The 23,460-nt window shown below is 39.8% G+C and carries 26 protein-coding genes, 3 tRNA genes and 3 pseudogenes; 19 read left to right on the forward strand and 13 right to left on the reverse strand.

Going from position 1 to position 23,460, the window contains the following annotated elements; translation table 11 throughout:
* Positions 1-20 precede the first annotated feature (20 nt).
* From O0550_RS16525 to O0550_RS16535, 3 genes and pseudogenes are all read right to left on the reverse strand, one after another.
* Positions 21-251, reverse strand: coding sequence for an ImmA/IrrE family metallo-endopeptidase (locus O0550_RS16525; RefSeq protein WP_258426851.1), 231 nt, complete (start codon positions 249-251; stop codon positions 21-23).
* 65 nt (positions 252-316) lie between these two features.
* Positions 317-487: pseudogene (locus O0550_RS16530) on the reverse strand (transcriptional regulator); the annotation flags it as partial.
* A gap of 56 nt (positions 488-543) precedes the next feature.
* Positions 544-693, reverse strand: coding sequence for a helix-turn-helix transcriptional regulator (locus O0550_RS16535; RefSeq protein ID WP_258426852.1), 150 nt, complete (start codon positions 691-693; stop codon positions 544-546).
* Between the two features lie 55 nt (positions 694-748).
* Between O0550_RS16535 and O0550_RS16540 the strand changes: the two genes are divergently transcribed.
* The 5 genes and pseudogenes from O0550_RS16540 (at position 749) to arsB (ending at position 3,482) form a co-directional block, all read left to right on the forward strand.
* Positions 749-922, forward strand: coding sequence for a hypothetical protein (locus tag O0550_RS16540; protein ID WP_233882704.1), 174 nt, complete (start codon positions 749-751; stop codon positions 920-922).
* Positions 923-1,280: 358 nt separating this feature from the next.
* A complete protein-coding gene (locus O0550_RS16545) occupies positions 1,281-1,724 on the forward strand; it encodes a hypothetical protein (RefSeq protein WP_003338054.1) in 444 nt (147 codons plus the stop codon).
* A gap of 50 nt (positions 1,725-1,774) precedes the next feature.
* A pseudogene (locus O0550_RS24565) lies at positions 1,775-1,894 on the forward strand (phage terminase small subunit P27 family); the annotation flags it as partial.
* A gap of 171 nt (positions 1,895-2,065) precedes the next feature.
* Positions 2,066-2,389, forward strand: a complete 324-nt coding sequence (locus O0550_RS16550) for an ArsR/SmtB family transcription factor (RefSeq protein WP_003346313.1) — start codon at positions 2,066-2,068, stop codon at positions 2,387-2,389.
* 37 nt (positions 2,390-2,426) lie between these two features.
* Positions 2,427-3,482 carry an ACR3 family arsenite efflux transporter gene (gene arsB, locus O0550_RS16555; protein WP_258426853.1) on the forward strand — a complete coding sequence of 352 codons (1,056 nt, stop codon included), beginning with the start codon at positions 2,427-2,429 and terminating at the stop codon, positions 3,480-3,482.
* 153 nt (positions 3,483-3,635) lie between these two features.
* Here the strand turns inward: arsB and O0550_RS16560 are convergent, their stop codons facing one another.
* From O0550_RS16560 to O0550_RS16570, 3 genes and pseudogenes are all read right to left on the reverse strand, one after another.
* On the reverse strand, positions 3,636-3,830 hold the full coding sequence (locus tag O0550_RS16560) for a hypothetical protein (protein ID WP_101667863.1): 195 nt from the start codon (positions 3,828-3,830) through the stop codon (positions 3,636-3,638).
* Positions 3,831-3,849: 19 nt separating this feature from the next.
* Positions 3,850-4,362, reverse strand: coding sequence for a hypothetical protein (locus O0550_RS16565; RefSeq protein ID WP_258426854.1), 513 nt, complete (start codon positions 4,360-4,362; stop codon positions 3,850-3,852).
* Positions 4,363-5,573: 1,211 nt separating this feature from the next.
* A pseudogene (locus tag O0550_RS16570) lies at positions 5,574-5,939 on the reverse strand (ABC transporter substrate-binding protein); the annotation flags it as partial.
* Between the two features lie 206 nt (positions 5,940-6,145).
* Here O0550_RS16570 and rnz point away from each other — a divergent pair.
* The gene (rnz, locus tag O0550_RS16575) at positions 6,146-7,090 is read left to right on the forward strand and encodes a ribonuclease Z (protein WP_003344288.1); all 945 of its coding nucleotides are present in this window, start codon (positions 6,146-6,148) and stop codon (positions 7,088-7,090) included.
* 185 nt (positions 7,091-7,275) lie between these two features.
* Positions 7,276-8,391, forward strand: coding sequence for an MSMEG_1061 family FMN-dependent PPOX-type flavoprotein (locus O0550_RS16580; RefSeq protein WP_258426855.1), 1,116 nt, complete (start codon positions 7,276-7,278; stop codon positions 8,389-8,391).
* 678 nt (positions 8,392-9,069) lie between these two features.
* Here the strand turns inward: O0550_RS16580 and O0550_RS16585 are convergent.
* Complete coding sequence (locus O0550_RS16585; RefSeq protein WP_181748853.1) at positions 9,070-9,978, reverse strand: DMT family transporter; 909 nt, start codon at positions 9,976-9,978, stop codon at positions 9,070-9,072.
* Between the two features lie 99 nt (positions 9,979-10,077).
* On the opposite strand from O0550_RS16585, the gene O0550_RS16590 reads away from it, so the two are divergent.
* The 5 genes from O0550_RS16590 (at position 10,078) to O0550_RS16610 (ending at position 14,978) form a co-directional block, all read left to right on the forward strand.
* A complete protein-coding gene (locus O0550_RS16590; protein ID WP_258426856.1) occupies positions 10,078-10,944 on the forward strand; it encodes a LysR family transcriptional regulator in 867 nt (288 codons plus the stop codon).
* A 290-nt stretch (positions 10,945-11,234) separates the two neighbouring features.
* Positions 11,235-11,831 carry an RNA polymerase sigma factor gene (locus O0550_RS16595; protein ID WP_003344276.1) on the forward strand — a complete coding sequence of 199 codons (597 nt, stop codon included), beginning with the start codon at positions 11,235-11,237 and terminating at the stop codon, positions 11,829-11,831.
* Entirely contained in the window at positions 11,785-13,479 is a 1,695-nt protein-coding gene (locus O0550_RS16600; protein ID WP_258426857.1) for a DUF4179 domain-containing protein, read from the forward strand. Before O0550_RS16595 ends, O0550_RS16600 begins: the two co-directional genes overlap by 47 nt.
* Before the next feature lie 177 nt (positions 13,480-13,656).
* Positions 13,657-14,511, forward strand: a complete 855-nt coding sequence (locus O0550_RS16605; protein WP_258426858.1) for an alpha/beta hydrolase — start codon at positions 13,657-13,659, stop codon at positions 14,509-14,511.
* Positions 14,512-14,747: 236 nt separating this feature from the next.
* Entirely contained in the window at positions 14,748-14,978 is a 231-nt protein-coding gene (locus O0550_RS16610; RefSeq protein ID WP_003338034.1) for a hypothetical protein, read from the forward strand.
* A gap of 407 nt (positions 14,979-15,385) precedes the next feature.
* On the opposite strand, the gene O0550_RS16615 is transcribed toward O0550_RS16610, so the two are convergent.
* Positions 15,386-15,706, reverse strand: coding sequence for a hypothetical protein (locus O0550_RS16615; RefSeq protein ID WP_258426859.1), 321 nt, complete (start codon positions 15,704-15,706; stop codon positions 15,386-15,388).
* Positions 15,707-15,845: 139 nt separating this feature from the next.
* Here O0550_RS16615 and O0550_RS16620 point away from each other — a divergent pair, with 139 nt between their 5' ends.
* From O0550_RS16620 to O0550_RS16640, 5 genes are all read left to right on the forward strand, one after another.
* Positions 15,846-16,298 (forward strand): YaiI/YqxD family protein, encoded by a 453-nt coding sequence (locus tag O0550_RS16620; protein ID WP_003338030.1) that lies wholly within the window; start codon positions 15,846-15,848, stop codon positions 16,296-16,298.
* Positions 16,299-16,300: 2 nt separating this feature from the next.
* Positions 16,301-16,960: a phosphatase PAP2 family protein gene (locus tag O0550_RS16625; protein ID WP_258426860.1), complete on the forward strand. Its 660-nt coding sequence runs from the start codon at positions 16,301-16,303 to the stop codon at positions 16,958-16,960.
* A 172-nt stretch (positions 16,961-17,132) separates the two neighbouring features.
* A tRNA-Thr gene (locus tag O0550_RS16630) sits at positions 17,133-17,205 on the forward strand.
* A 312-nt stretch (positions 17,206-17,517) separates the two neighbouring features.
* Positions 17,518-17,970, forward strand: coding sequence for a hypothetical protein (locus tag O0550_RS16635; RefSeq protein ID WP_003338027.1), 453 nt, complete (start codon positions 17,518-17,520; stop codon positions 17,968-17,970).
* A complete protein-coding gene (locus tag O0550_RS16640; RefSeq protein ID WP_003344259.1) occupies positions 17,958-18,257 on the forward strand; it encodes a YxcD family protein in 300 nt (99 codons plus the stop codon). Before O0550_RS16635 ends, O0550_RS16640 begins: the two co-directional genes overlap by 13 nt.
* Positions 18,258-18,328: 71 nt before the next feature.
* Here O0550_RS16640 and O0550_RS16645 read toward each other — a convergent pair whose 3' ends face one another.
* From O0550_RS16645 to O0550_RS16660, 4 genes are all read right to left on the reverse strand, one after another.
* On the reverse strand, positions 18,329-19,357 hold the full coding sequence (locus O0550_RS16645; protein ID WP_003344257.1) for a cytochrome d ubiquinol oxidase subunit II: 1,029 nt from the start codon (positions 19,355-19,357) through the stop codon (positions 18,329-18,331).
* On the reverse strand, positions 19,354-20,676 hold the full coding sequence (locus O0550_RS16650) for a cytochrome ubiquinol oxidase subunit I (protein WP_003344256.1): 1,323 nt from the start codon (positions 20,674-20,676) through the stop codon (positions 19,354-19,356). The genes O0550_RS16645 and O0550_RS16650 overlap by 4 nt, the downstream gene beginning before the upstream one ends.
* A 272-nt stretch (positions 20,677-20,948) precedes the next feature.
* Positions 20,949-21,022, reverse strand: a tRNA-Gly gene (locus O0550_RS16655).
* Positions 21,023-21,031: 9 nt separating this feature from the next.
* Positions 21,032-21,118, reverse strand: a tRNA-Leu gene (locus O0550_RS16660).
* Positions 21,119-21,760: 642 nt separating this feature from the next.
* Here O0550_RS16660 and O0550_RS16665 point away from each other — a divergent pair.
* Together O0550_RS16665 and O0550_RS16670 are read left to right on the forward strand one after the other, a co-directional pair.
* A complete protein-coding gene (locus tag O0550_RS16665) occupies positions 21,761-21,928 on the forward strand; it encodes an aspartyl-phosphate phosphatase Spo0E family protein (RefSeq protein WP_003344253.1) in 168 nt (55 codons plus the stop codon).
* Positions 21,929-22,261: 333 nt separating this feature from the next.
* A complete protein-coding gene (locus tag O0550_RS16670; protein WP_003344251.1) occupies positions 22,262-22,999 on the forward strand; it encodes a hypothetical protein in 738 nt (245 codons plus the stop codon).
* Between the two features lie 144 nt (positions 23,000-23,143).
* On the opposite strand, the gene O0550_RS16675 is transcribed toward O0550_RS16670, so the two are convergent.
* Positions 23,144-23,392: a hypothetical protein gene (locus tag O0550_RS16675; protein ID WP_258426861.1), complete on the reverse strand. Its 249-nt coding sequence runs from the start codon at positions 23,390-23,392 to the stop codon at positions 23,144-23,146.
* Positions 23,393-23,460 lie beyond the last annotated feature (68 nt).

Below are 23,460 nucleotides of genomic sequence, written 5' to 3' on the forward strand. Positions count from 1 at the left end.
GATGGAAGAGGTGGTTTTGCTCAAGGAAATAATACTCTAAAACCTTTATGGAGACGATCATGACCAAGTTTATGTGCACACACGAAACGTTGCCACTCATTGTGTACGTCATCATGTATGACAATAAATCGTCGGCGTAATTTGGCTTTAATAAATCCCTCTTGTGTTTGCCCTAGGTCAGTAAAACGAATATGATTCCCAAGTACACGAGAGATTGTAAAAGGGCAATTAGTTTTGTAGCATTTGACCAAGTTGTTTCTTGTATCCTCTTTACTCTTTAATTGATATCGCTCTTGATGTCATGCTCCTAATTCTTTTAATGCTTATTCATTTTCTTTGCTTCCCAGAATAATCCTGTCAAAACATCCATGATACGCTGTCGAGCATTTTCATCTAATGGAATACCATCAAACATCAGATCACCATCTTCTTGAAGCATTTTTCTAAAATCGCGGTTATCTTTGGAAGTGGCCCAAAACGGAATTGATTCGCTCATTCCAGCATTGCCAAGCAAAAAGTCTACAGATTCATTGTGGATATCTGCTATTTTTTTATCATTTCAAGATCTGGTTGTAAGATGTCATTTTCCCAAGCGTTATATCTAGGACGTTTTACTCCTAACAAATCTGCCATTTGAGCTTGGGGTACATGTCGTTTGTTCCTTAGTTTTGTTAAGGTTTCTCCGATTTTCATAAGTGTTGTCCTCAACGAATCGTTGCATACATCTTCTACAAGGGAGATGGTGCTTATGGAAGGTGGAAGAACGAGACCGGAAATTTGGGCAATCGGTAGACGGGAACCATCAAAAGAGGCTCTTGACCGATTCATTGAGATTTACCTTGATATTCTTACAGAGAACGAGCGCAAAGGAAAAGAAGTGGCTATGAAAGCTGAGAAGGATAGTGAATCAAGCGACTCCTAAGGGGTCGTAAACATGGACAAGTTATGATAAGGAAGATAGCTGAAGACGATGATAAAAAAACGTACTCTTTGATGGCTGTAAACCCCGTATACGGAGAACGTCAATTACAGATCGCACAGGAACATTCTCGGCAGTCGATTTACACATTACGAAAGAACTCCGTAAAGAACGCGAGATGATCATAAAGCAGTTTGAAGGTTAGTCACCTACGAGTGGCTATTTTTATGTCAATAACGAATATTCTTATCATAAGTATATTGAAAAGGCAGAATTAACGGAGTATTATATATTCATAATCTTTTATGTAATTTTTTTACAATAAAGGTTAATTGTTGAAATTAGGAGGAGGATGGTCAAAATGAAAGTTGGACGTAAGTTTTTAATTTCATTAATGGGATTGTCTCTGATGTTATCAACAGGAGCGACAGGAGCATTAGCGAGTGAAAATGTAACCAACACCCCAAACCAATTTCCACCAAGTATTCATAAGTCTGAAAAAAGCGTTCTTCCAGTAGATGTTGCCCGTGAGAATTTTGTTAAAGACACACTTTACCATGCATTTTACCAAGTGGGTCAAGGAAAAAAGAATGTGGTGGTTTATAATTTAAATCAAAGATATTCTCATAATCTACAAGGCATTCAAACATCTTATACAGTGCGTTATGGTAACATTCTTTATGGAGTGTGGGTTTTCACAGATGGTGAATTCTGGAATAATGGGGATGGCGGATGGATTAACGGGGGGTATCAAGGTAGTTTTGACAGGTATGCAGGATATGTACGATTCCATAGAATAAGTTAAAATCCCGTTTGAGGAGATGGCTAGATCAAGGCAATCAGTTGACTTAATGTAAAAAGATTGAAAGCGAGCTGCTGCAAATCGGCATCATGATTAATCTTGATGTAGATGCACTGGCTCGCTTTTTATATGCTCGAAAGATGTATATAAAAGTTACAGATGCCTTGTTACAAACGAAATTGGCAGACGAGTTGAGGGTTGCTAGTGGTCAGAAAGCACAAAATAATGGTGTCTAGTGACATCAATATGGTCACTATTATGTAAGGTTATATTTGAAATTCCTTCGCATAATGATAATATAGCCATATAGCTATATGGTAATTATAAAGGAGGCATTTATTCACATGGATTTAATCCAACTTTCTTCGGCCTTAAAAGCATTAGGTGATCCAACCCGGCTTAAAATCATTGCCTTATTAAATCAAAGGGATTGTTGCGTATGTGAATTAGTCCCGATCTTCGGTATTTCTCAACCTTCGATATCTAGGCACATGAGTCGTCTAAAGAACGAGAATTTAGTAAATGAAACACGGAAAGGGCAATGGGTCTTTTACTCTTTGAATCGTTCAACTATGGAGGAGATTGGTTTGTCTCTTGCACAGCTACCAGATTGCACCTCAGATTTTGAGAAATTGAAAGAAGCTAACTTACAGATTACTTGCGATTAAACCCTCTACTAAAAAGAAAGGTAAGGGAGATGTAACAATGAGTAATATGGGGAAAAAACGTCTTTCGTTTTTAGATCGCTACCTAACACTTTGGATTTTTTTGGCTATGGGCATTGGAGTTGGTTTTGGGTTTATCTATCCACAGCTTGTAAATGAGTTAAATAGCTTACAGGTGGGAACCACATCCATTCCGCTTGCAATGGGTCTTATCTTAATGATGTACCCACCACTTGCAAAGGTACGTTATGAAGAAATGGGAAGAGTTTTTAAGGATGCTAAGGTTTTAATCCTTTCTCTTGTTCAAAACTGGATTATCGGCCCAATTTTAATGTTTGGTCTTGCCATCTTATTCCTATCAGATAAGCCAGAGTACATGGTCGGCTTAATTATGATTGGCTTGGCACGTTGTATTGCTATGGTAATTGTTTGGAATGATCTTGCCAAAGGAGATACAGAATACGCTGCTGGATTAGTGGCATTTAATTCAGTTTTTCAAATGCTTTTCTTTTCAGTGTATGCCTATTTATTTGTAACTGTCATTCCAGAATGGTTGGGGTTAGAAGGTGCAGTTGTTTCGGTCACTATGGTGGAAGTAGCGAAGACTGTCATGGTTTACCTAGGAGTTCCATTTCTTGCAGGGATGCTGACACGTTTTACTCTTGTAAAAGTAAAAGGGCGCCATTGGTATGAAAACGAGTTTATTCCTAAAATTAGTCCCATCACCCTAATTGCTTTACTCTTCACCATTATCGTGATGTTTTCCTTAAAAGGCGATGCCATTATCAGCTTACCACTCGATGTAGTTCGTATTGCAATCCCATTACTAATTTATTTTGTACTCATGTTTTTTCTTTCTTTCTTTATGGGAAAGAAAATGGGAGCAAGCTACCCAGTTACAACAACACTTGCTTTTACGGCAGGTAGTAATAACTTTGAACTTGCGATCGCTGTTGCAGTAGGAGTGTTTGGTATTCACTCCGGTGCTGCCTTTGCAGCAGTTATTGGCCCATTAGTAGAAGTACCAGTCATGATTGCACTAGTCAATGTGGCTTTCTGGTTTAAACGAATGTATTTTACTGAACAGAAAACGTAAATTATAGGAGCCTGTCGATTCGGGTAAGGATTGCAAGTGGACAGGAGCCGCAGAATAAAAAGTAAACAGTTACTAGAAACGAGAAAACGTCCGAATACAAGGGAGATTCGGACGTTTTACATAATGATTTTTTAGTTAAGATTAAAGGGACAGCTACTCTTCTTTATCCTTTTTTTTGTAAATCTTATCCAAAAGGATAGAAACAAACAAGGTTACTACGAAGCTAATTAAGTAACGAACAGGCTCTCTGATAAACCAATTATCAGCTATATTCATATCCTTTGTAATTTGCATAGTAGCATATACAGAAAAGATAATTAGAACCAACTTTAAAGTCTCTGTGTTCATTTTATCTCCTTTCTGTTTATTAAATGATAGCGTAAACGATACCTTCTACAATATAACCGCAAGTTTTTGCAACCCACCCCCAAACATATGGCTCCAGGGCTTTGGTTACAGTTTCACGTATTTCTTCTAATGGACCCAATAAAATTACGCCATTCCAAAGAGTAAGCCATTTCTCTTCAGAAAGTTTTTCTTTTAAAATATCAGGGAATTTAGAATACATCTTTTTCGGTAACTCCCTCTTCACATACCCTTTCCCAAAATATTTCATTAGCTTTGTTCCAAGAGAAACAAAACCCTGTGTTTCAAGTTGTGCAGGCTCTTTTACTACTACTCTTGGTGCAGTTTCTAAAATGTCCTTAGCAGTTTCTTGGATGATCTTATCCATTTCTTGTTGTGACATTGGAGTTTGGTAAGAAACTGATTGTGACACTTTTTCTTGAGCAAACGCGCTGGTCGCCGGAGCTATAGCAGTCCCTAGAAAACCAACCGTAGATAAAATTGCAATTCCTTTAATAAACTTTTTGTTCATCATAAAGTGTAAACTCTTTTCCTAATGTTTTCAATAAAGTGATATTTTTACATTAGCGATTTCATTTTCAAATAAAAGAAATGAATTGTCTCATATTAACATGTTGTAAACCTCCTAGAAGGTCTTTAGTGAATAGCTGAAAAGCGGCTTTTTAATTATGCCCCCTACTGGGTTTCGTAACGTTTTCCGTATAGCTTATTCATATCGACCAACTAGCGTCTAAGCTTCTGTAAATCATCTTTCGATTGGGTGTTTTCCATTTCACATTCCTTTATTTGAGTGATACAATTAATCCGAATAACAATTTTTGTTATTCACGACAGGGGCGTTCCAATTAGTTTGATGGCTAGGGGAACGTCCTTTTGAAGTGTAAACAAACCTAATTCTAATCCCTCCTTTCTTCCTCTTGTGCAATATTTTACCAACCGTATTGTTTTTTCTACAAAATAGAAAAAAGGCGAAACACTCAACAAAATTTGACAAACTATTACATAATTTGCACTTTGGTATAAATAAAAAGAACACCACTCTGTAAAAAGTGTGGTGTCCACTGGAAAAATTTCAAACGATTAATGTCCAGGGTCTTCATTATAACCTTTTGAAGCTGAATACGTTTCTGGATATGATTCCGTAAATTTATAGTACATACCGTTGGGAGAAATATGTGGCTGACATCGAGAGGAAAGTACTTAGAATTATAGGAACTATTCTGTGGGTAGACGTAGATTTCCCACTATTGATGAACTGTGCACAAAAACAGGAAGGTCACAAAGGGAATAGTAGAGGTACTAGAAGTTCTACATAAGGAAACATACATCGTATGGACAAAGGAAAAACCTGAAGAAATAGAACTTTTAGAAGCTTGGGAACGACAGGACTTATGGAAGAATAATAATTTATACAAGGACAACCAAATGACAGAAACTAGATTCGACATTCAATAGTTAAAAGAATGAAAAATACATCGTTAAGTCCCAGAGATTTATAAGGACTATACAAGGGAATTTGATCTTACCCTTTTATTACATGTTAATTTTGCGAAAAAGAGACAAGTCAGTACTATTGTGATTGAAAATAAAATAAAGAAAGATATAATGAAGACCGCCCAAATATCCTAGGACGGTCTTTTACTTATTACATACAGCAATCTATTCCTGTAAGTTCCTTGAAAACTAGTCCGCCTTCCCGCCAAACCCAAATTAACTATAATTCAAAGTGAAATGATGAGGTTCAGTTACCTGTTGTAAAGTTAACTTCAGATGAGCAAAATTAATGATCGGATCTTGCCCACCCTGTTGATCTACATAAATGCTGGTCTCGGACCCCACCAATGCGACATCAATGCCATTAGATAGCAGGGAGGTCATTGTTTTGTCGCCACCCCAAGTAGTTATGACTTCGACCTCCAAGCCCTCTTCTTTGAAAAATCCCTTTTCTAAAGCAACGTATTGTGGAGCGTAGAAAAGAGAGCGTGTAACCTCTCCTACTCGGAGCTTATTGGTATCGCTACTGGAACAGCCGGTCAAAAAGCTGAAAAGCCCTAGGCAAAGAATAATGCCTAGGATAAGGAATTGTTTCATGAGAAAACCTCCTAGGCGTTTCGTTTTACTCTAACCTATGCCAGATTGCGGTGAATGGTGAAAGTGTAAAAAATAGTAAGAGGTATGAATCATGATGCCTTTCGGAACTGTAATGGTAGAAGGTTAGATGAAATTTTGCTCCAAATATGATAAGATTGGTAAAATATGCACGTGGATTTTACATAAAGGATGGAGGTGGATAGGGCATGCAGATTGTTTTTCTTGGAACTAGCTCAGGCGCCCCTACCACTAAGCGGAATGTATCGGGTATCGGACTTCGTCTCATGGATCGAGGCGCGTGGTGGCTCATCGACTGTGGGGAAGGTACGCAACACCAAATCATGCGTTCTGTGCTGAATATTTCGCAGTTGGAAAAGATATTTATTACGCATTTGCATGGCGATCATTTATACGGATTAATTGGCATGCTTGCCAGTCGTTCTCTACGGGGGGCTGAAACAGGCGGAATTACGTTATATGGTCCAAAAGGCATTGATGAGTATGTACAAGCCATCATGCGCATTAGTCCCGTTCATTTACAGTATCCCCTAATCATTAAAGTGGTGGAGGAAGGAATTATTTACGAGGATGATACCATTGTCGTGGAAGCGGCAAAGGTGAAGCATCGCGTTCCAGCCTTTGCCTATTCGATGACAGAGAAGCCACGTCCTGGTGCGTTTAAGATTGAATTAGCAAAAGAGGCGGGTATTCCTAAAGGGCCCATGTATGCTCAGCTTAAAGCGGGGGGGACTGTTCAATTAGAGGATGGCAGGGTTTTTCATGGCAAAGACTTTGTTCACCCACCTCAGCCAGGCCTTAAGGTTGCATTTAGCGGCGATACAATACCTTGTCAGAATATGGTGCGTTTAGCCCAGGGAGCAGATATGCTCGTACACGAATCTACCTATGTTCATCAGCACCTGGAATTAGCTGAACGAAGTGGGCATTCCACAGCAAAACAAGCGGCAGAAATCGCTGTTGCAGCAGAAGCAAAAGGCTTATTGCTTACCCATTTGAGCCCACGTTATGATATTGAAGACGGACCGATTACTCTTGATGATATGCTACAGGAAGCGCAGGAGGTTTTTTTGAACACCCAGATCGCTCAGGATCTGTGTGTCTATGAGGTAAAAAGAACGCGTTTGCTGTAACGTAAATGCTTGATAAGAATTAGGTAAACCCTTGTCGCATAAATAATAGTGCTGCAAGGGTTTTTCATTTGCAAGAAGAAATAATTGAATTAAATAAATATTTTTAATTGGTAATGATTATCATTTCAGGTATAATTATCTTAGTTAAATCCTTTCAATGCATGCTGTAAAAGGAGGGAGTAAAGATGAATCTACCTATAGATTTCACGGTACAAACAAAAGCGCAGTTGCGAGAGGTAGTCGGCTCGCCGTCTGAGGCTTTACTAGAAAAAATATTACCTAGCTTAGAGGAACAAAGCCGCTACTTTATTCAGCATTCGTCCATTGTATGCGCTACAACTAAGCAAAGGAATCATTTCTTGCATGGGTCTATGTTTGGCGGGGAAAAGGGCTTTGTCCGTTTTATTGCTGAGAATAGTTTGCTTATCCCCATAAAAGAAGCTGGCGACTACATGCGTTTGATTGAAAATATCAATGCGAATCCATTCATCGGGCTGCTATTTTTTATCCAAGGAGTAAGCGAAACCCTACGAGTTAATGGCAGGGCCAGCATTGTTAAAGAGCAAGCACTTCTAACCGCCCATTTTCCAGCAGATCAGCAGCTCACAGCAGCGATCCGGGTAGATGTCGAGGAATGCTTTTTTCATTGTGCCAAAGCCTTTATTCGCTCCAAGCTGTGGGATTCTACAACCTATCTACCTAGCTATCATACAGAGATGTCTTCAGCAAGTGACTTCTTCTACCAGCACACGATTCTAAGCGAACAAATGCAATCCTTTATTACACACGCTCCTTTCATTTGTGTCGGCACCAGTCAAATGCAAGGAGGAGCTGATATATCGCCCAAGGGTGATCCGGCGGGCTTTGTACAAATACTAGATGAACGTACCATTTTGATTCCCGATCGTCCTGGTAACAAAATTTGCGATAATTTTGAGAATATACTTGTTAATCCATCTATATGTGTTCTCTTTTTTGTTCCAGGTGTAGATCATATCCTCCATGTTCAAGGCAAAGCTTCTATTGTAAAGGAAGCCAAAATATTAGAATCTCTCTCAATAGCAGGAAAACGCCCGGCGCTAGGAATATGGATAGAACTTCAACAAGTGACCTTAGCTTACTCGCAAGCAATGGTAGATGCAGGAATATGGAATCCGGCTAATCAAATAGATCGAAAGACGTTCCCAACGATGGGAGAGATGGTGATGAAACAACTAGCTCATTCAAAATTAACAAAGGGAATGAGCGCCAAGGCCTTTGATGACATGGTCAGCCAAGAGTACAAGCAGCATTTATATTAAGTGGGGATGAATCGGATAGGTGCTACTGACCGACTTTTACAATTAGGTAGCAGGAAACGAAAATTTTTAAAAGAGATGAGCTGCTACTGCCTCGGCATCATCAACTTCCAACACACGTAAGGACTTTGCAGGTGGGGCAGGGAGAGTTGAGGGTGGACGTTTTTTGCTAATCCCGAAAGGAGGAGCGATCCCTTCTAGGAGAAATCCTGATAGCATCCACTACTAATATGACAAGTCTAAAGACAGAAGATAGAGTTATCGTTGATGGCGGACAGGTGGGTGTTCGCCTTCTATATTTTAGGGCATTATAGCTTCGACGTTAAAAGTAAAATGTTTAATCCGGAGAAAAATTTATGAAATGTTACTAACACGTGCTAAAGCACGATCTATCCTAAACATTACAGAACGGATGCTACTGCTTTGAAGTAATACTAATGGTGTCATTGTTCGTTCCGGTTGGCGTTCGGCGTTGTAATCATATCGGTATGACGCGCATTCTGTAAATTTAGGATAGATACATACTTTATAAGCCAGGGGTAACATAGAGCTTACTTACATACCTCTCCCTTTATATGCTGGCTACTTTTTTGTAAAATAATGCTTTTTTCACTGATATACAATATATTTACTTTTTTAAAAATATTTAGTGAAACAGTACAGTAGAAAGAGCAAGCTAGCTTATCGATGCATCGCAAATTTTGACGTTTTGCCAATACGTTTCGGCTTAAAATTAACCAAAACGATGCTTCCAGTAATCAATAAAAGTCCAACAATCAGCTTATATGTCACCTGTTCATGTAAGAAAAGCACGCTGAACATGACGGAGATGAGTGGAATGAGAAAGGTAAAAGCGCCCACCTTACTGGCTTCGATTGTTGCGAGCAGTTGAAAATAAACTAGCCAGCCCAATGCAATGACGAAAATTGAGATAAAAAGAGTAACAATGATAAACGAGGTATTCCAAGCAATATCAGACCAGCTCTCAATGGCTGAACCTGAACCAAGCATGACGATGCCGCCAATTGTAATTTGTAGGGCCGTCATCCAAACAGAGTCGACCTGAGCTGCTGTTTTTTTCGTATAAACCGTCCCACAGGCCCAGCTAATGGCAGAGGCGATAGCGAATAGAATCCCCCATGCTGACATATTCCCAGTAAACCCATCGGTAGTTAGTGAGGCAACGCCGAAAAATCCGAGTAAAAGACCGAGAATTTTTAATCCGTACATGGATTCTCCAAGCCAAATCCAGGAAAAAACCCCGAGTAGCACAGGCTGAAGGAATACGATAGCCGAGAACAATCCGGCAGGCATGTACTGTAAGCCAATGGTTTGAAAGCCATAGTAGAGTATGATGTTCAAAGCTGAGGAAATGAGATAGATATGCCACGTTCCTTTTAAATGAAGCTGTTTTCGTTTCCATACAGCAAAGGAAATGAGAAGAAGGCCGCCGATAAATGTCCTCAAGCCAGCGAACAGCAGTGGCGGGGTATAGGTTAATGCGTATTTGGAAAGCGGCCAATTAACGCCCCACATAAGAACCAAAAATGCGAGATATAGACCTGCCTTTATACGAGATTGTTGAAGCATGTATATGTCACTCCTTGTCTTGGTGTCATTGTACATGATAAAATGATTTCTCATATAAATAAAATGAATGTTTTTTATGGGGGGCATATCATTTTTGTTATGACACATGCACAAATAGAGTTATTCGTCAAAATTGCGGATACTGGGAGCTTCACCAAAGCAGGTCTAGAACTAAATATGACGCAGCCTGCCGTCAGTCGTGCCATCTCTACACTTGAAGCGGAGCTGGATGTAACTCTTCTGATTCGGGATCGGAAAAACGGTATTATGCTTACCGATGTGGGAAAACGAATTTTAGTTTTATTTCGGGATATTTTACAGTCCTTCGAAAAAGTACACCAAGAAATTGCAAGTGAAAAAGGTCTTGAAATCGGCACGATACGTGTGGGTGCATTTCCAGTGGCGTCTGCTCACTTTTTACCCAAAATAATTAAGGTCATGGCTGAACAATATCCTCAGTTGGAGTTTGTGATCTATGAAGGAACCATCGATGAAATTAAAGAGTGGCTAGAAACCCGGGTAATCGATGTTGGTTTAATTATCCCACCGGACGATGAATTTGAAACGATACCGATATTTCGAGAGAGAATGTATGCGGTGATAAGAGATGACCATCCCCTGCAAAATCGCCCAGTTATCTCTGTCAAAGATTTGAGCAACGAGCCGTTGATTAGCTGTAAATCAGGTTACGAGCCGCCTATTGTTGACTTGTTTAATCGAGCACGAGTAGACCTGAGGATTCGATTTGTGGTCAGAAACGTCAACTCAGCGCTAAGTATGGTACAGGAGGGACTTGGAATTGCGGTGCTGTCGGAATTATCGCTTTGGGCGCTTCCGCCTAATGTTCTCAAAAAAGAACTGGAGCCAGAAGCATTTAGAGACATCCGTTTGGCAGTTCCTTCATTGAAGGAGTCTTCCAATGCCGTTCAAACGTTTATCCAAACGGCACGAAAGCTCTTTGCCTAAAGCTTTTAAAAGGGGGCTGATTGCTGTACAGATAAAGCAAAGGAGTGAGGAATACCAGCCTCACTCCTTTTATTATGCAAGATAGGGTTTAAATAAGGATTATCCATTAATGTTCAGTTTTTTTGTCGCAATAGAATCGGGTATCTTTCGCGAAAATAGTTCAAATTATAATGTTTTGAAAAATTTTTTGAAAATTTTAAGAGGGGTCTCCTTTATTTTTCGTTATATATAAATGAACAGACAAAAAGGTAAGAGCTGCGCAGCCCCTTTTTGGAATGGGAGGATAGTCAATGCAGGAAGATGAGGAGATTATAGAGCAAATCTTACAGGGCAACAAAGAAATCTATGCTCAAATTATTCATAAATATAAGGGTAAAGTGGCTTCCATCCTTACGAAAATGCTAGGTCATTCATCAAATATACAAGACATTGTTCAAGAGATTTTTATTAAGGCATACTACCATTTGCCAGAATATCAATCACAACAAAAATTTTCGGCATGGCTATATCGTATCTCCATTAATCGTGGACTAGATGAGGTACGCATGCGAAAAAGAACCCCGTTAGTTAGTGACCTAACCTTTGAAATAATGGATAGCTATACACCTGAAAAAGCCTATCTGGACAAGGAGCAAAAAGAGTTTTTGCAGCATCTTTTATTACGTGTTGACGACGAGTATCAAACCATTCTTGAGATGCACTATATTCAGGATTTAAGCTACAAAGAAATTAGTGAAAAATTATGTGTATCGATGAGTACGGTAAGAATGCGGCTTTCTTATGCTAGAAAAAAGGTAAAGGATGAATTTATTCGGATGAACAAAAGGGGGGAGTTTATTTATGAAGTGCCTGAGCCAAGAGCATCTGATAGCATACATGCACGATAAGCTTCCTGCAACGAAGAGAGAGCAACTAGAAAAACATCTGGATTATTGTAGCGATTGTCAAAAACAGCTAGAGCAATTTGTTAATGAATTGGATAGCATTGGTGATGACGGATGGATAGTCGATTCGTTTTCAGAAACGTTTGAACAAGACATCATAAATAAAATCCACCCTTATCCGGTAAGTGTGTTGAAACAATCAGTCCCACATAAGTTGTCTCCAAAAATGAATTGGAAAAAAAGGAGTATAGACATAATGAAAAAAATGACGATTACGGTAGCTGGATTGGCATTGGTTGTATCTTTAGGAACGCTTGTTTCTCCTACTTTTGCTACCTATGTAAGTGGATTGTATACCGGTCAGACAGATGCTGGTATACATGTTGTTTCGACGAAAAACAGCTTATTTTCTGACTACAAGAAAGCTGATAAAGGTCTTATACATGCTATACAAAAAGGATATTCAAAACCTTTGGATTTGTCTGTTACAGATCAAGGGCTTACTTTTGAAGTAAAAGAGGTTCTAGCCGATCCCTTGCGAATTGCCATGGTTATTGGTGTAAAGGATAGCAAGGGAAATCGTTTAGATGCAAGCGAGTTGTATGATGAAGAGGAAATTAGCTTGAAGGATAAAAAGGGAAATGTATTGAAGCCGAATCAGGAGCTTGCTAATGATCCTCTTTATAAGCAGGAATCAGATTTTTGGGCTTACAATATACATGGTGATTATATCGTGCTAGAGCGGACACTATTCGATTTTTATGGGAAAGAAAATGCTTTACCAGATGAAATGAACGTTGAACTTACTGTGAAAAAATTAGGTGAAACGAATGGGAATTGGAAAATACAGGTTCCGATTGAGATTGAAAAGGCCAAAGAGGCAACAAAAATGAAAAAGATTAACCAGGAATATACCAGTCCTCAGGGATTAAAGATTAGTTTGAAAGAGGTCGTTTTTGCTCCAAGTGGTACTCAGCTTATTATGGAGACAACAGCTAAGGGGGCAGATAAAGAGTTTACCTATGAGCTTGTTGATGAACAAGGAAAGAATATGGCTGTATGGGAAAGTCCTTACTTAAGAGGAACGCCTCCTGTTGATGAGCCTCTTTCTGAAAAGAATGGAAGCAGTAATAAAAATGTATTAGATTCTCTCACAGAGCGTATTAAATTAGCAGAAGGATCAGATAGATGGTTCCATACGTTTACCCCTACTTCAGAGAAAATGTCCTTTAGGCTTACCTCACTCTTTCTACGTGAGACAGCCAATTTTCAGGCGAAATTGAACATAGAGAAGCTACAAAAAGAACCTATAAAAGTTGAGGGGCAAGGGAATCTCTTCCGTTTTACAAAGTATAATCAAGACGAAAAAGCAGTGAAGGGGGGAAGTAGTATTGATTTTGAAGCGGTTTTCCCAAAAGATTTCATAAACGTGAGTGGATGGAAAATCAAGGATGAAACTGGGGAACGAATAAATAAGGTTTTCCACTCTGAGAAGACAACGATCACCCCAAATGGAAATGTCCAATTACAAGGGAAGCTGATATTTGATAATAAAGGCAAGCTTCCAAAAGAGCTTACCATTTCCTATGATAAAGTGTTAAAACAAAACCACAATGTACAGTGGGAAGTGCCTTTTCATCTAGAGAAATAATGCTAATCGCTACAATAAGTCATATTACCGTTATGTCAAGCTGTCCAATTTGGACGGCTTTTTTTCTTGAAGAAGCAATCTTTAGTAACCGGGTAACATTTTTTCTAAGTTCCCACTTTCGTACACTAGGCATATGGTATAGGCAAAAGCAACAAAACAAGAAGCAGGTGACCAAAAATGTACGAAGGTCTAAGAGAAAACCCGTTTTATCCTGAAGGCGATCTTGGAAAAATGTCATGGCAGCCGTATCCTCACCAGCATTTCAATTATCCTTATCCAGATAATTATCCTGACTCTTCTCCTATTACCTTTGTTTTAGTTCACGGTTCTTGGGGGGATTGCAGCTATTGGCATAATACAGTCGAGGAACTGTATCAGATGGGTAACTCAGTTTATACTCCAAATTTACCGGGACATGGTAGCGATACAAATAAAGCGGTAACTCACGAAGATTATGTTAGGTCCGTCGTTGATTTTATAGAGAAGAGAAATTTATGTAATATTGTTCTTGTCGGGCATAGCTTCGGGGGAACGGTTATTTCTAAAGTGGCAGAACAGATTCCCAAGCGGATTAGACGGTTGGTGTTTATGGACGCGTTCGTTGTACGGAATGGCTATAGTGTCGCGGACGAGATACCACCCGAGGGAAAGGCTCTCTGGGAGGAGCTTGCTCAAAAATCACCTGACAATACAATTATGCTACCTTTTCTAAATTGGCGGGAAACGTTTATGAATACAGCCGATCTTGAACTGGCTACAGAGATTTATCAAACCGTCACACCAGAACCAGCGGGGCCATTATTTCAAAAGCTGGATCTGTCGGTATTCGATAGCTTGGATATTCCCAAAAGCTACTACTACCTCACAGAGGATATAGCGGTTCCACAAGGGGAGCAGTATGGATGGCATCCACACATGTCCAACCGACTTGGATTGTTTCGGTTAATTAAATCAAAAGGGGATCATATGACATCCTTTTATACCATGCCGTCCATGATTGCAAAAAATCTGGTCAGAGCAGGTAGAGATTAATGAAAATGTAAGGTATTTTTGCTCATTACTTGATCTATTTTGCTTGGCTTATTCCAAATTGTTTTGGAGTAAGTCTTTTTTGTAAAAAAAATTTATTTTCCCTATAAGATTTTTACTTCATTTTGAATAGCAAGGATAGAAGGATTTTACGTAAAGATTTTCTCTTTACCAACGCTCCATTTAATGCCATAATGTCGCCATACAGTGTCAATAATAGACAGGAGTGAAATGAAAGAATGAAACGCATTACTTTTCAAACCCCGAATGAGCTTGCCGATTATGGACGTGAGCGCGATGTAGCAATTACTGTGGAATATCGCGATGAAAATGGAAAGCAACGTCAAGTGATCCTATCTGATGAACGTTTAGCCGAAATTGGAGAGTATTTGGCAAAACCAAATGCTATGGCGTATTTTAAAGAGGAGAAAATCTTCTATGAAGTAAATGCTGCATGGCTTCGAGCCTGATAAAAGTAGCACGTTGTATCTGAATACATACTCGATATGGCGTTTTTGTGGGTTTATAGCGCTGTTTATTTGGTTGGATGTACGTCCAACCTCAGCTTTATATTGACTGAATATTCTGTTGATAATAGAAGGCTGGGATTTAGCATTACAAGTCTTGAACACATGAAGCGGAAACCCTTTGAAAGCGAACAGAAAAAAATTAGTTTGAAAATCGGAGCGATTCTTCTCTTGCTTTCGTGAAAAAGTAGTCATAAAACCCATTTTCCCTTTGATAGAAAGGTTCAATGGGTATTTTTGTTTTTATTAGGTATTAGTGATCATGTCGTATAAAAAACGTACGAAACACATAGCTTGATACATATTTTCATACACAAAAAGCCGATCTGCTTAGCCTAAGTATAGAAATATCACCCGTGTATTTCAGTCGGTTCAAAATCCTGCTGAATACGAAACCAAATGTTTAGATCATTGATTGCACTCGCTAACTCAGCTATTTCAGAATTAAGCTCACACGAACGTTCAAAATCCTCTTCCAGATAGAGCTCCGCTTGTTTTTGGTTAATAACAGCTTCAAGAGCGATCACGCGATCTGGTATTCTAGAACGAATTTCTTCCCATTTCAACAAGATATCGGCCCTCTCAGCAGGATCGTATTCTTCCCATTCCAAATAGAAAAAGGGAATGAGAATGCCAAGCCGCTCCTCATGTTTGAATTCATAACGTACCACGTATCTGACTCCCTTCAGCAAAGCATGCTATAATTATCGTATACGAAAAAGAGCAAATAATATAGAGCTATGCTACATAAAACTGCATATATAGAAAAGCTGATGTATGCAGGACACAGTTATATGAAAGGAATATAATATGAATCAAAAATCTAGAGTCTTAATAGATGCAGATGCTTGTCCCAAAAAGGCTCTCCAGATAGCAGTCGAGCTATGTCAACTATACGGCTATGAGCTGATCACCTTCGCTAGCTATAACCATCAATTTCAGCATGATAATCATGTGGTTGTAGATGCAGGCTCACAAGCAGTGGATATTCGTTTAACGAATGAAGCGAAAGCAGGCGATATCGTGGTGACACAGGATATTGGTTTGGGCGCTATGGTAATGGGGAAGGGGGCCAGAGCCCTGACACCACATGGTAAAATTTTCACTTCAGATAACATTACATTTGATTTAGAAGTACGTAATGAAAAGGCGAGATTCCGACGTGGCGGTGGACGAACAAAAGGACCGCACGCTAGAACTCCAATGGACGACCAACATTTCCGGGAAGCACTGACGCACCTGATACAGGGGGGAGGCGAGTAGTGATGAAAAAAGACAGGATGCAAGACGCCTCACCCTTTCATAGCAGGTTTTCTCTATTGATAGCAGCTATTTTATTTATCGCTTTCTTTTGGATAACCTATCTGGTCATTGGGCTCGGTTCTCATGTGATGGATGAATGGGGCATCATGATGAGTAAGGAAGTACGCAAGCCCTACTTAACGATTATTATGCATGCTATTACCCAATTGGGAGATGTGTACATTTTAGTGATTGTGGTAGTCCTGTTTGTCACAGGCTGGTGGAAAAAGCATCGGATAGAGTCCTGGTTTTTTCTAGGAACGCTTGCTTTTGGGTTTTTAGGAAAAGAAATTCTAAAAAGAACGATTATGCGCGAGCGGCCTTTTGATGTAAATTTGATTGATCTTCCTTCCTCATGGTCCTTCCCTAGTGGGCATACGACCTTTAGTACCTTATTTTTTGGAATGGGAGCCTATTTGCTATGGAAGCATCAGCGTGGGCGTACAAACGCATGGATTTGGCCGATGATAGGCATTGCCATTCCTTTATTGGTTGGATGCAGCCGAATTTATTTAGGAGTGCATTTCTTCAGTGATGTTGTGGCAGCTTGGTTATATTCTGCGGGATGTATCATTGTATCAGCCTATTTGTATGAAAGAAGACAGGTACGAGCTCTAAATTAGGTAAGGATGAAAAAAAGAAGTGGCCAAACGAACTCTGTTGACATATAAATGGGAAGTATGGTAGGGTAAATATTAATTGTTGCATTTATCTGACTATTACTCAGTAGCTCAATGGTGGAGCAACCGGCTGTTAACCAGTAGGCTGGCGGTTCGAGTCCTGCTGAGGAGCCATGCTCCTGTAGCTCAGTCGGTAGAGCGTTTCCATAGTAAGGAAGAGGTCGCAGGTTCGATTCCTGTCGGGTGCATTCCTTTCTCCGTTATAGATTGATGAGGCGTGACCTAGCAGGGTAGCGTCTCTTTTTATTGAGAAAATTATTTTTTACAGTTTCACCGTTGCTTTTTTCTGGAAAAAAGCGAAATCTGTGTTACAATGATATGCATAAACACTTATATTGTGTTGGTATGCATCAGCCCGCAAAAGAGTTGTTACTTTTGAGAACGATACACGGCTGGAAGAGTCATTCTTCTTTAAAAAACTTCTTATATGGTGAAACCTTTTACCTGTCTGATCGTATACCTTACTTGTCAGTCGAAAAGAGAGGGGAATACATTTTATTATGAAAAGAAACAAGCTATTGATGGTCTTCATGGCATTAGCATTAATGTTTACGACCGTTGGAATAAACGCTCATGAAGTAGACGCAAAGCGCGGTGGTGGATACAAGTCTGGTTCGAAATCATTCCAACCTACACAAAGTACAACTACTCCGAAATCTAATGCAAAGCAAGATCAAAACGTAAACAGCAAAACAAACACTACTGCACCAGCAGCAAATACTGCTAGCAAAAGCGGCGGTTTCATGAAAGGCTTATTGTTTGGTGGATTGGCAGGTATGTTGTTTGGTGGTCTGTTAGGTCACCTAGGTGGTTTTGGAGCGTTTGCGGCTGCATTATTGAATATCCTGATGCTAGTAGGGATTGTCTTGCTGGTGGTTCGTCTCTTCCAGATGGTGCGAAATAATAAAAACAATAATAAATATAAGGAACAGGAAAACCGATGGAAACAATAAGACTATTAGAACAGGACCTTATTAATGCAATTTGTCTTTACATTGCTGAGAAAAGAGAGATCGAACCTAATCAGGTAAATGTCGAACTGATGTGGGATGAGGAATATGGTTATTCTGCCGAAGTGAATGCGAACGGGCGAGAGCAGGTTTTAATTGAGGCCAATATGCTAGAGGCCCTGCGCAAGTACTTGCGTGATCAGATGGAACTAGATCCATTTTCAGCTCGCATTCAGCTAGATATTGATGATGAAGAGGGCATGATCGCTCTTGTATCCTACAACGAATGATAAAAAGCCACGTGGAGCTTCTACACTCTGCGTGGCTTTTTGCGTGTGTAACTACATTTTTAGGTAGCCTATTACGACTTTTTGGCTTCTCTTGTATCATTCATAAATAAACGCCAGAAGTATAGAAAGCCCGGAGTAAGAATAGCAAATCCTACGATGTAGACAACAAACATAGCTCGAAAATTATTCGGATGTGTGAAGCCTGATTCGATCGTAACATTTGGATAAACTAAATAAGGAAGATGAGCTACACCATAGGCATAGCTGGCTAACAGGTACTGAATGATAGCAGCAATGGTAGCGAAGCGTGGGAAGCTAAGCCAGCCTTTTCGTCTAGATGTAGCATATAACGATGCGTAAGAGAGTAGGAAAAAGCCAGCAGAAGCGACGAGCCAGCCAGTCTGAGAACGCAAATTGGCATAAATCCAAGAGGCCTCGCTGGACATGGTAATTACGACCGCAATGGCCAGCACAATTGTGATAGGGCCTACAATCCGAGCATCTCTGCGATAAATTTGAAATGCTTCCCGTTCGCCAAGAACATTGGAAAAATCGGCTAGCAAAAGTGAGGAAAGAAAAAGAGTACTAGTAATCGCCAGCCCAATATACATATATTCATGTGGACTAGAAAACAGTCTGAGTAGCTGAAGCTGTTCGTAGCCGTTTTCAAGTGTAATAAAGCCGCCCTGTGTGATTGGCAATACACTGATTAATAGGGCAGGAATCAAGATACCCGTAATGCCTGAGATGATCGACATCATTTTACGATAATCCTCTACTACATGAGAAAAAACCAAGAAGGCACTTCGCAACAACAGCAAGAGCAATATTAAACTGCCAGGTATAATCAATACAGTGCCTAACGTATAGGTAGCTCCTGGGAAAAAGGTAACAAGTGCTATGACGATCAGTACGATAAAGACATTCGTTACTTCCCAAGAGGGAGAAAGATAACGATTAGCGATTTGGGTTGCTTTGGTCTGATCGCGATCCCGATAAATCATAGACCAAAAGCCCGCACCAAAGTCGATGGAAGCAGCGACCGAATAGATAAAGACGAACCCCCACAGCATGGTAACTGCAATAATGGTATCACTCATGCTTCTCCCTCCAAGCTGATGGGATGTCGGCGGAAATAATAACGGAAGACTAGGATTGTTGCGATAGCCATGAACAGATAGATTCCTAAGAATAACAGAAATAGCGCACCTAAGCCCTGTGACTGGGTAGTAGCATCTGCTGTTTTCATCACACGATATAAAATCCATGGCTGACGTCCGGTACATGCGAAAATCCAGCCAGCCTCAATACCTAGCATAGATAAAGGTCCACTTAGGACAAAAATCCACAATACCCATCGAGGATAATGAGAATGCTTGAGCCATTTTTTCCAAACAAAACCGATAAAACCAACAAAAATGAGTGCGCCACCAACCAACACCATAAAATTAAAGAGGGTATGGACAAAGAGTGGAGGCCATTCGTCCCGCGGGAAATCATTTAGCCCTACGACCACCTCATTTGGTGTATTTCCCGCTAGCACACTTAGCACCCAAGGAATTTCAAGTCCATATTTTACTTGCTGTGTCGCCTCATCCGTGATTCCTCCGATAACAAGAGGAGCATGGGACTGTGTCTCAAATAAACCCTCTGCCGCGGCCAATTTTTCTGGTTGATATTGATGCAAATGCTGAGCAGAATCATGTCCATTGATCCCTGTCAGTAAGGAAAATGTACCACCGATGACCAGCCCCATTAATAAGGCTTTTTGATGAAAGGCATATTCACGAGACGTTTTATTGACCTTCAGCATTTTATAGGCCGCGATCGATGCAATGACAAACGCACCTGTCATATAGGCGGAAACAACGACATGCCCGGCTGTAACAAAAAAGCTAGGGTTAAAAAATGCTTTCCAAGGGTCGACGTCAACCACTTCTCCATTGACCAAATGAAAGCCGGTCGGAGTCCCTTCAAAGGCGTGAACATTGGTAATGAGCACAGCGGAAGCAGTGGCCCCAATTAAAACAAGTAGTACACTTACAATTCGCATTTTGGGAGAGAGACGGTGTGCTGCATATACATAAATAGATAAAAATAAGGCTTCTAAAAAAAAGGCAAAGATTTCAATTTGAAAGGGGAGAGAGATAACCTTGCCGACGACTTCCATAAAACCGGGCCATAGTAAGGATAATTGCACACCTGAGATCGTTCCAGAGGGAATAGCGATCCCAAGTAAAATGGCCTGACCCTTGGTCCAGCGCTTTGCCATTAGGGAATAGTCGGCGTCCTTTGTGCGCTGATACAACAGCTCTGCGATTAAAATCATTAACGGCAAGCCAACGCCAAGCGAAGCAAAAATAATATGAAAGCCCATCGTCATACCAAAGGTGCTTCTGGCGATCAGAATTTGATCCATATCCCAACAACCTTTCTCCGTAACAAGTTCCTCCTTACCTTTGCATTTTTTTCCTGTTATTATGCATGAAGGTTGGAAAAAGGCTCCATTTGGCTTTCAATATTAATCCCACCATCGCTATATCTAGCGTTCTAAAATATCAAACATTCAATGTTGTAATTACTTATTAGTCCCCAATTTGCTCTTACTAGGTATAGTTATGAAAAAAGTAGGTAACAGATAAAAATAAAAAAGACCTTGTTAACAAGGTCTTTTACGATGGTTATATTGTATGGAGCGGGTGATGGGAATCGAACCCACGCGACCAGCTTGGAAGGCTGGAGTTCTACCATTGAACTACACCCGCATATATGATTGGTGCGGACAAGAGGACTTGAACCTCCACGGTGTTGCCACCACTAGAACCTGAATCTAGCGCGTCTGCCAATTCCGCCATGACCGCAAAATTAGTGCGTTTTCTAGCGTTGTGACCGCGTTTTTTTTCGACGTCCTGTAATAGATCGTTCTGGCAACCGTTAGGCTATAACGCTGGACTATCGCACTATTACGGAATAGACTCTACAAAAGCACGCCTCGCAACTGACAAAATCTATTTTAAACCAAACGGACTACACCTGTCAATATCCGAATTATTCCGAAATATCAACGCATTTTTCTAACGTGAAGGTGAGGTCAGTTGAGGACAGCTAAATGATTAAGGTCTAATCTCGTTCTTCGTGGCTGGCGTTCTTTTTTGTTCAGAAACTTTCGAATTGTACTTAATACGCTGTCACTGTAAACTATAGGAAGAGGTTTGACTATAACCATGATTTTTCAAGGCGCTATTAATTAGCGTCTTTTTTTGTGAAAATTTTGTAATTTATTGTCGGAATTTGAAGAACGTTTCATTTTTTTTATTCCACATCAAATATCGAAACGGCATGGTAAAATAATCCACAGGAGGAAGAAAGGAGGGTTGGAATTGTTTTTCTTATAACTCAAAGGGACGTTCCCTAGTCGCCATACTAACTGGAACGCCCCACCATCATGAATAACAAAAATTGTTATTCGAATTAATTGTATCACTCAAATAAAGGAATGTGAAATGGAAAATACCCAATCGAAAGATGATCTACAGAAGCTTATAGAAATCCTCCGCCAAGAACTAGAACAGTTATACTTCAAAAAAGGCTCATTTCTACACCCAACCGTACTACAACTGAGCCAACAACTAGATGAGTACATCGTAATCTTACAGAAGCATAGACGCTAGTTGGTCGATATGAATAAGCTGTACGGGAAACTTTACAAAGCCCAGTAGGGGGAATAATTATAAAGCCGTGGTTCAGCTATTCATTGAAGACCTCTTAGGAGGTTAGTATGGGGTGACTCCCATCGAGACAGTGATCATGCAAGAAGAATCAGAAAACAAAAACTAAGACAAAGTGGTTAGCACATCGTCTAGGACTGAAAAGTAAGCCAGAGATGTAGACGTTTTTCTCGAAACAAGAAATAGTAAACCTAAAAAGTCCATAAAACGAACCAAATTCCAGAAAATATGTTAATATTTTAATATTAGCTTATTAGTATCGTTGGGGAGGATAGTATGAAAAAAAAGACTCTTGCTTCATTAGCAACACTTTTTGTATTATCTGTAACAGTCTTTTCGGGGTTAGGGTTATCAGGTGTAAGTGCGAAAAAACATGAAACACCAAATGAAGATTTTGTCTACCTGAATGAGCAACCAGTTAAGACTAATGAGGTTATCTATGCAACTCCTGAAAACCAGGAAGAATTAGTAAAAAAATACGGTTTGGAAAAACCTTCTCAAACAGCTAAGTTACGATCAATACGAGTAATTGATACGCCTGCAGAAATGGAACAAAAACACGGAAATGAACACAAAAATAAAACATTAGCTCTTGGGGGATATCGTTTTGAAAAAGAGAAAACCAAAAATGTAGATGGATCAGACGAAATTGCCCGGGGTAAATATTTTTGTAACAAAAAGTCAGGTTCTTGCAAGGCAGAAATCGCTTTATCAGCAAATGAAGATGTAAGTGTAGAACTTAATGCAACATTCGGAGCAAGCTATAATGATGTAGTATCTTCAGAGTTCGGGTATTCGGTAGGAAGTACTGTAGGTGTTTCAACAACAGTAAATGTACAAAATGAATCAATACCTGCTAAAAAGACTTGGATTGTTGTGGGATACCCAGTATATAAATCTACTTTCTTCAAGCTTTACGATGACTCTATTTTTGGCTCAAGATATATTGGAAGCGGAACATTTATGGTTCCTAAAAGATCAAGTTTAGCTGTTACAGATTGGATTCAAGGTTAAACCCTAGGTTTGATTCTGAATATAAGCATTACGTAAAAAGACGTCCGAACCTAAATTCGGACGTTTGTTCTTTTATTATCATTATTTATTCCTTTTCATGAAACAAAAATTACTTATTCTGCGGCTCCTGTCCACTAGCAATCCTTACCCAATCAGAGCCCGTTCCCCAAGATATTGAGTCAGATTCTTCATTCCCATTGCATCACTAACTTTCCATTGTGTTTTGAATAACCCGCAAAGTAGCAACTTATTGATAACCACGTTATATTCGTATTGAGCGTCAGTAATTGCAAGTGTCGAATATACTTCGAGTGATTTTCGGCTTTCGTGGCCATCTGACAGATCCCCCCTATCCTCTAGCGCTTTTCGTACCATAGAGCGTGTTACTAGCAATTAACCTACTCCTTCTTATACGAAATCGAGGGCGAGATGAGTCCTATCTACTTGCAGACGTGGGATAT

Origin of the sequence: Brevibacillus halotolerans, from assembly GCF_026891775.1 — a bacterium.
Taxonomy (GTDB): Bacteria; Bacillota; Bacilli; order Brevibacillales; family Brevibacillaceae; genus Brevibacillus_B; species Brevibacillus_B halotolerans.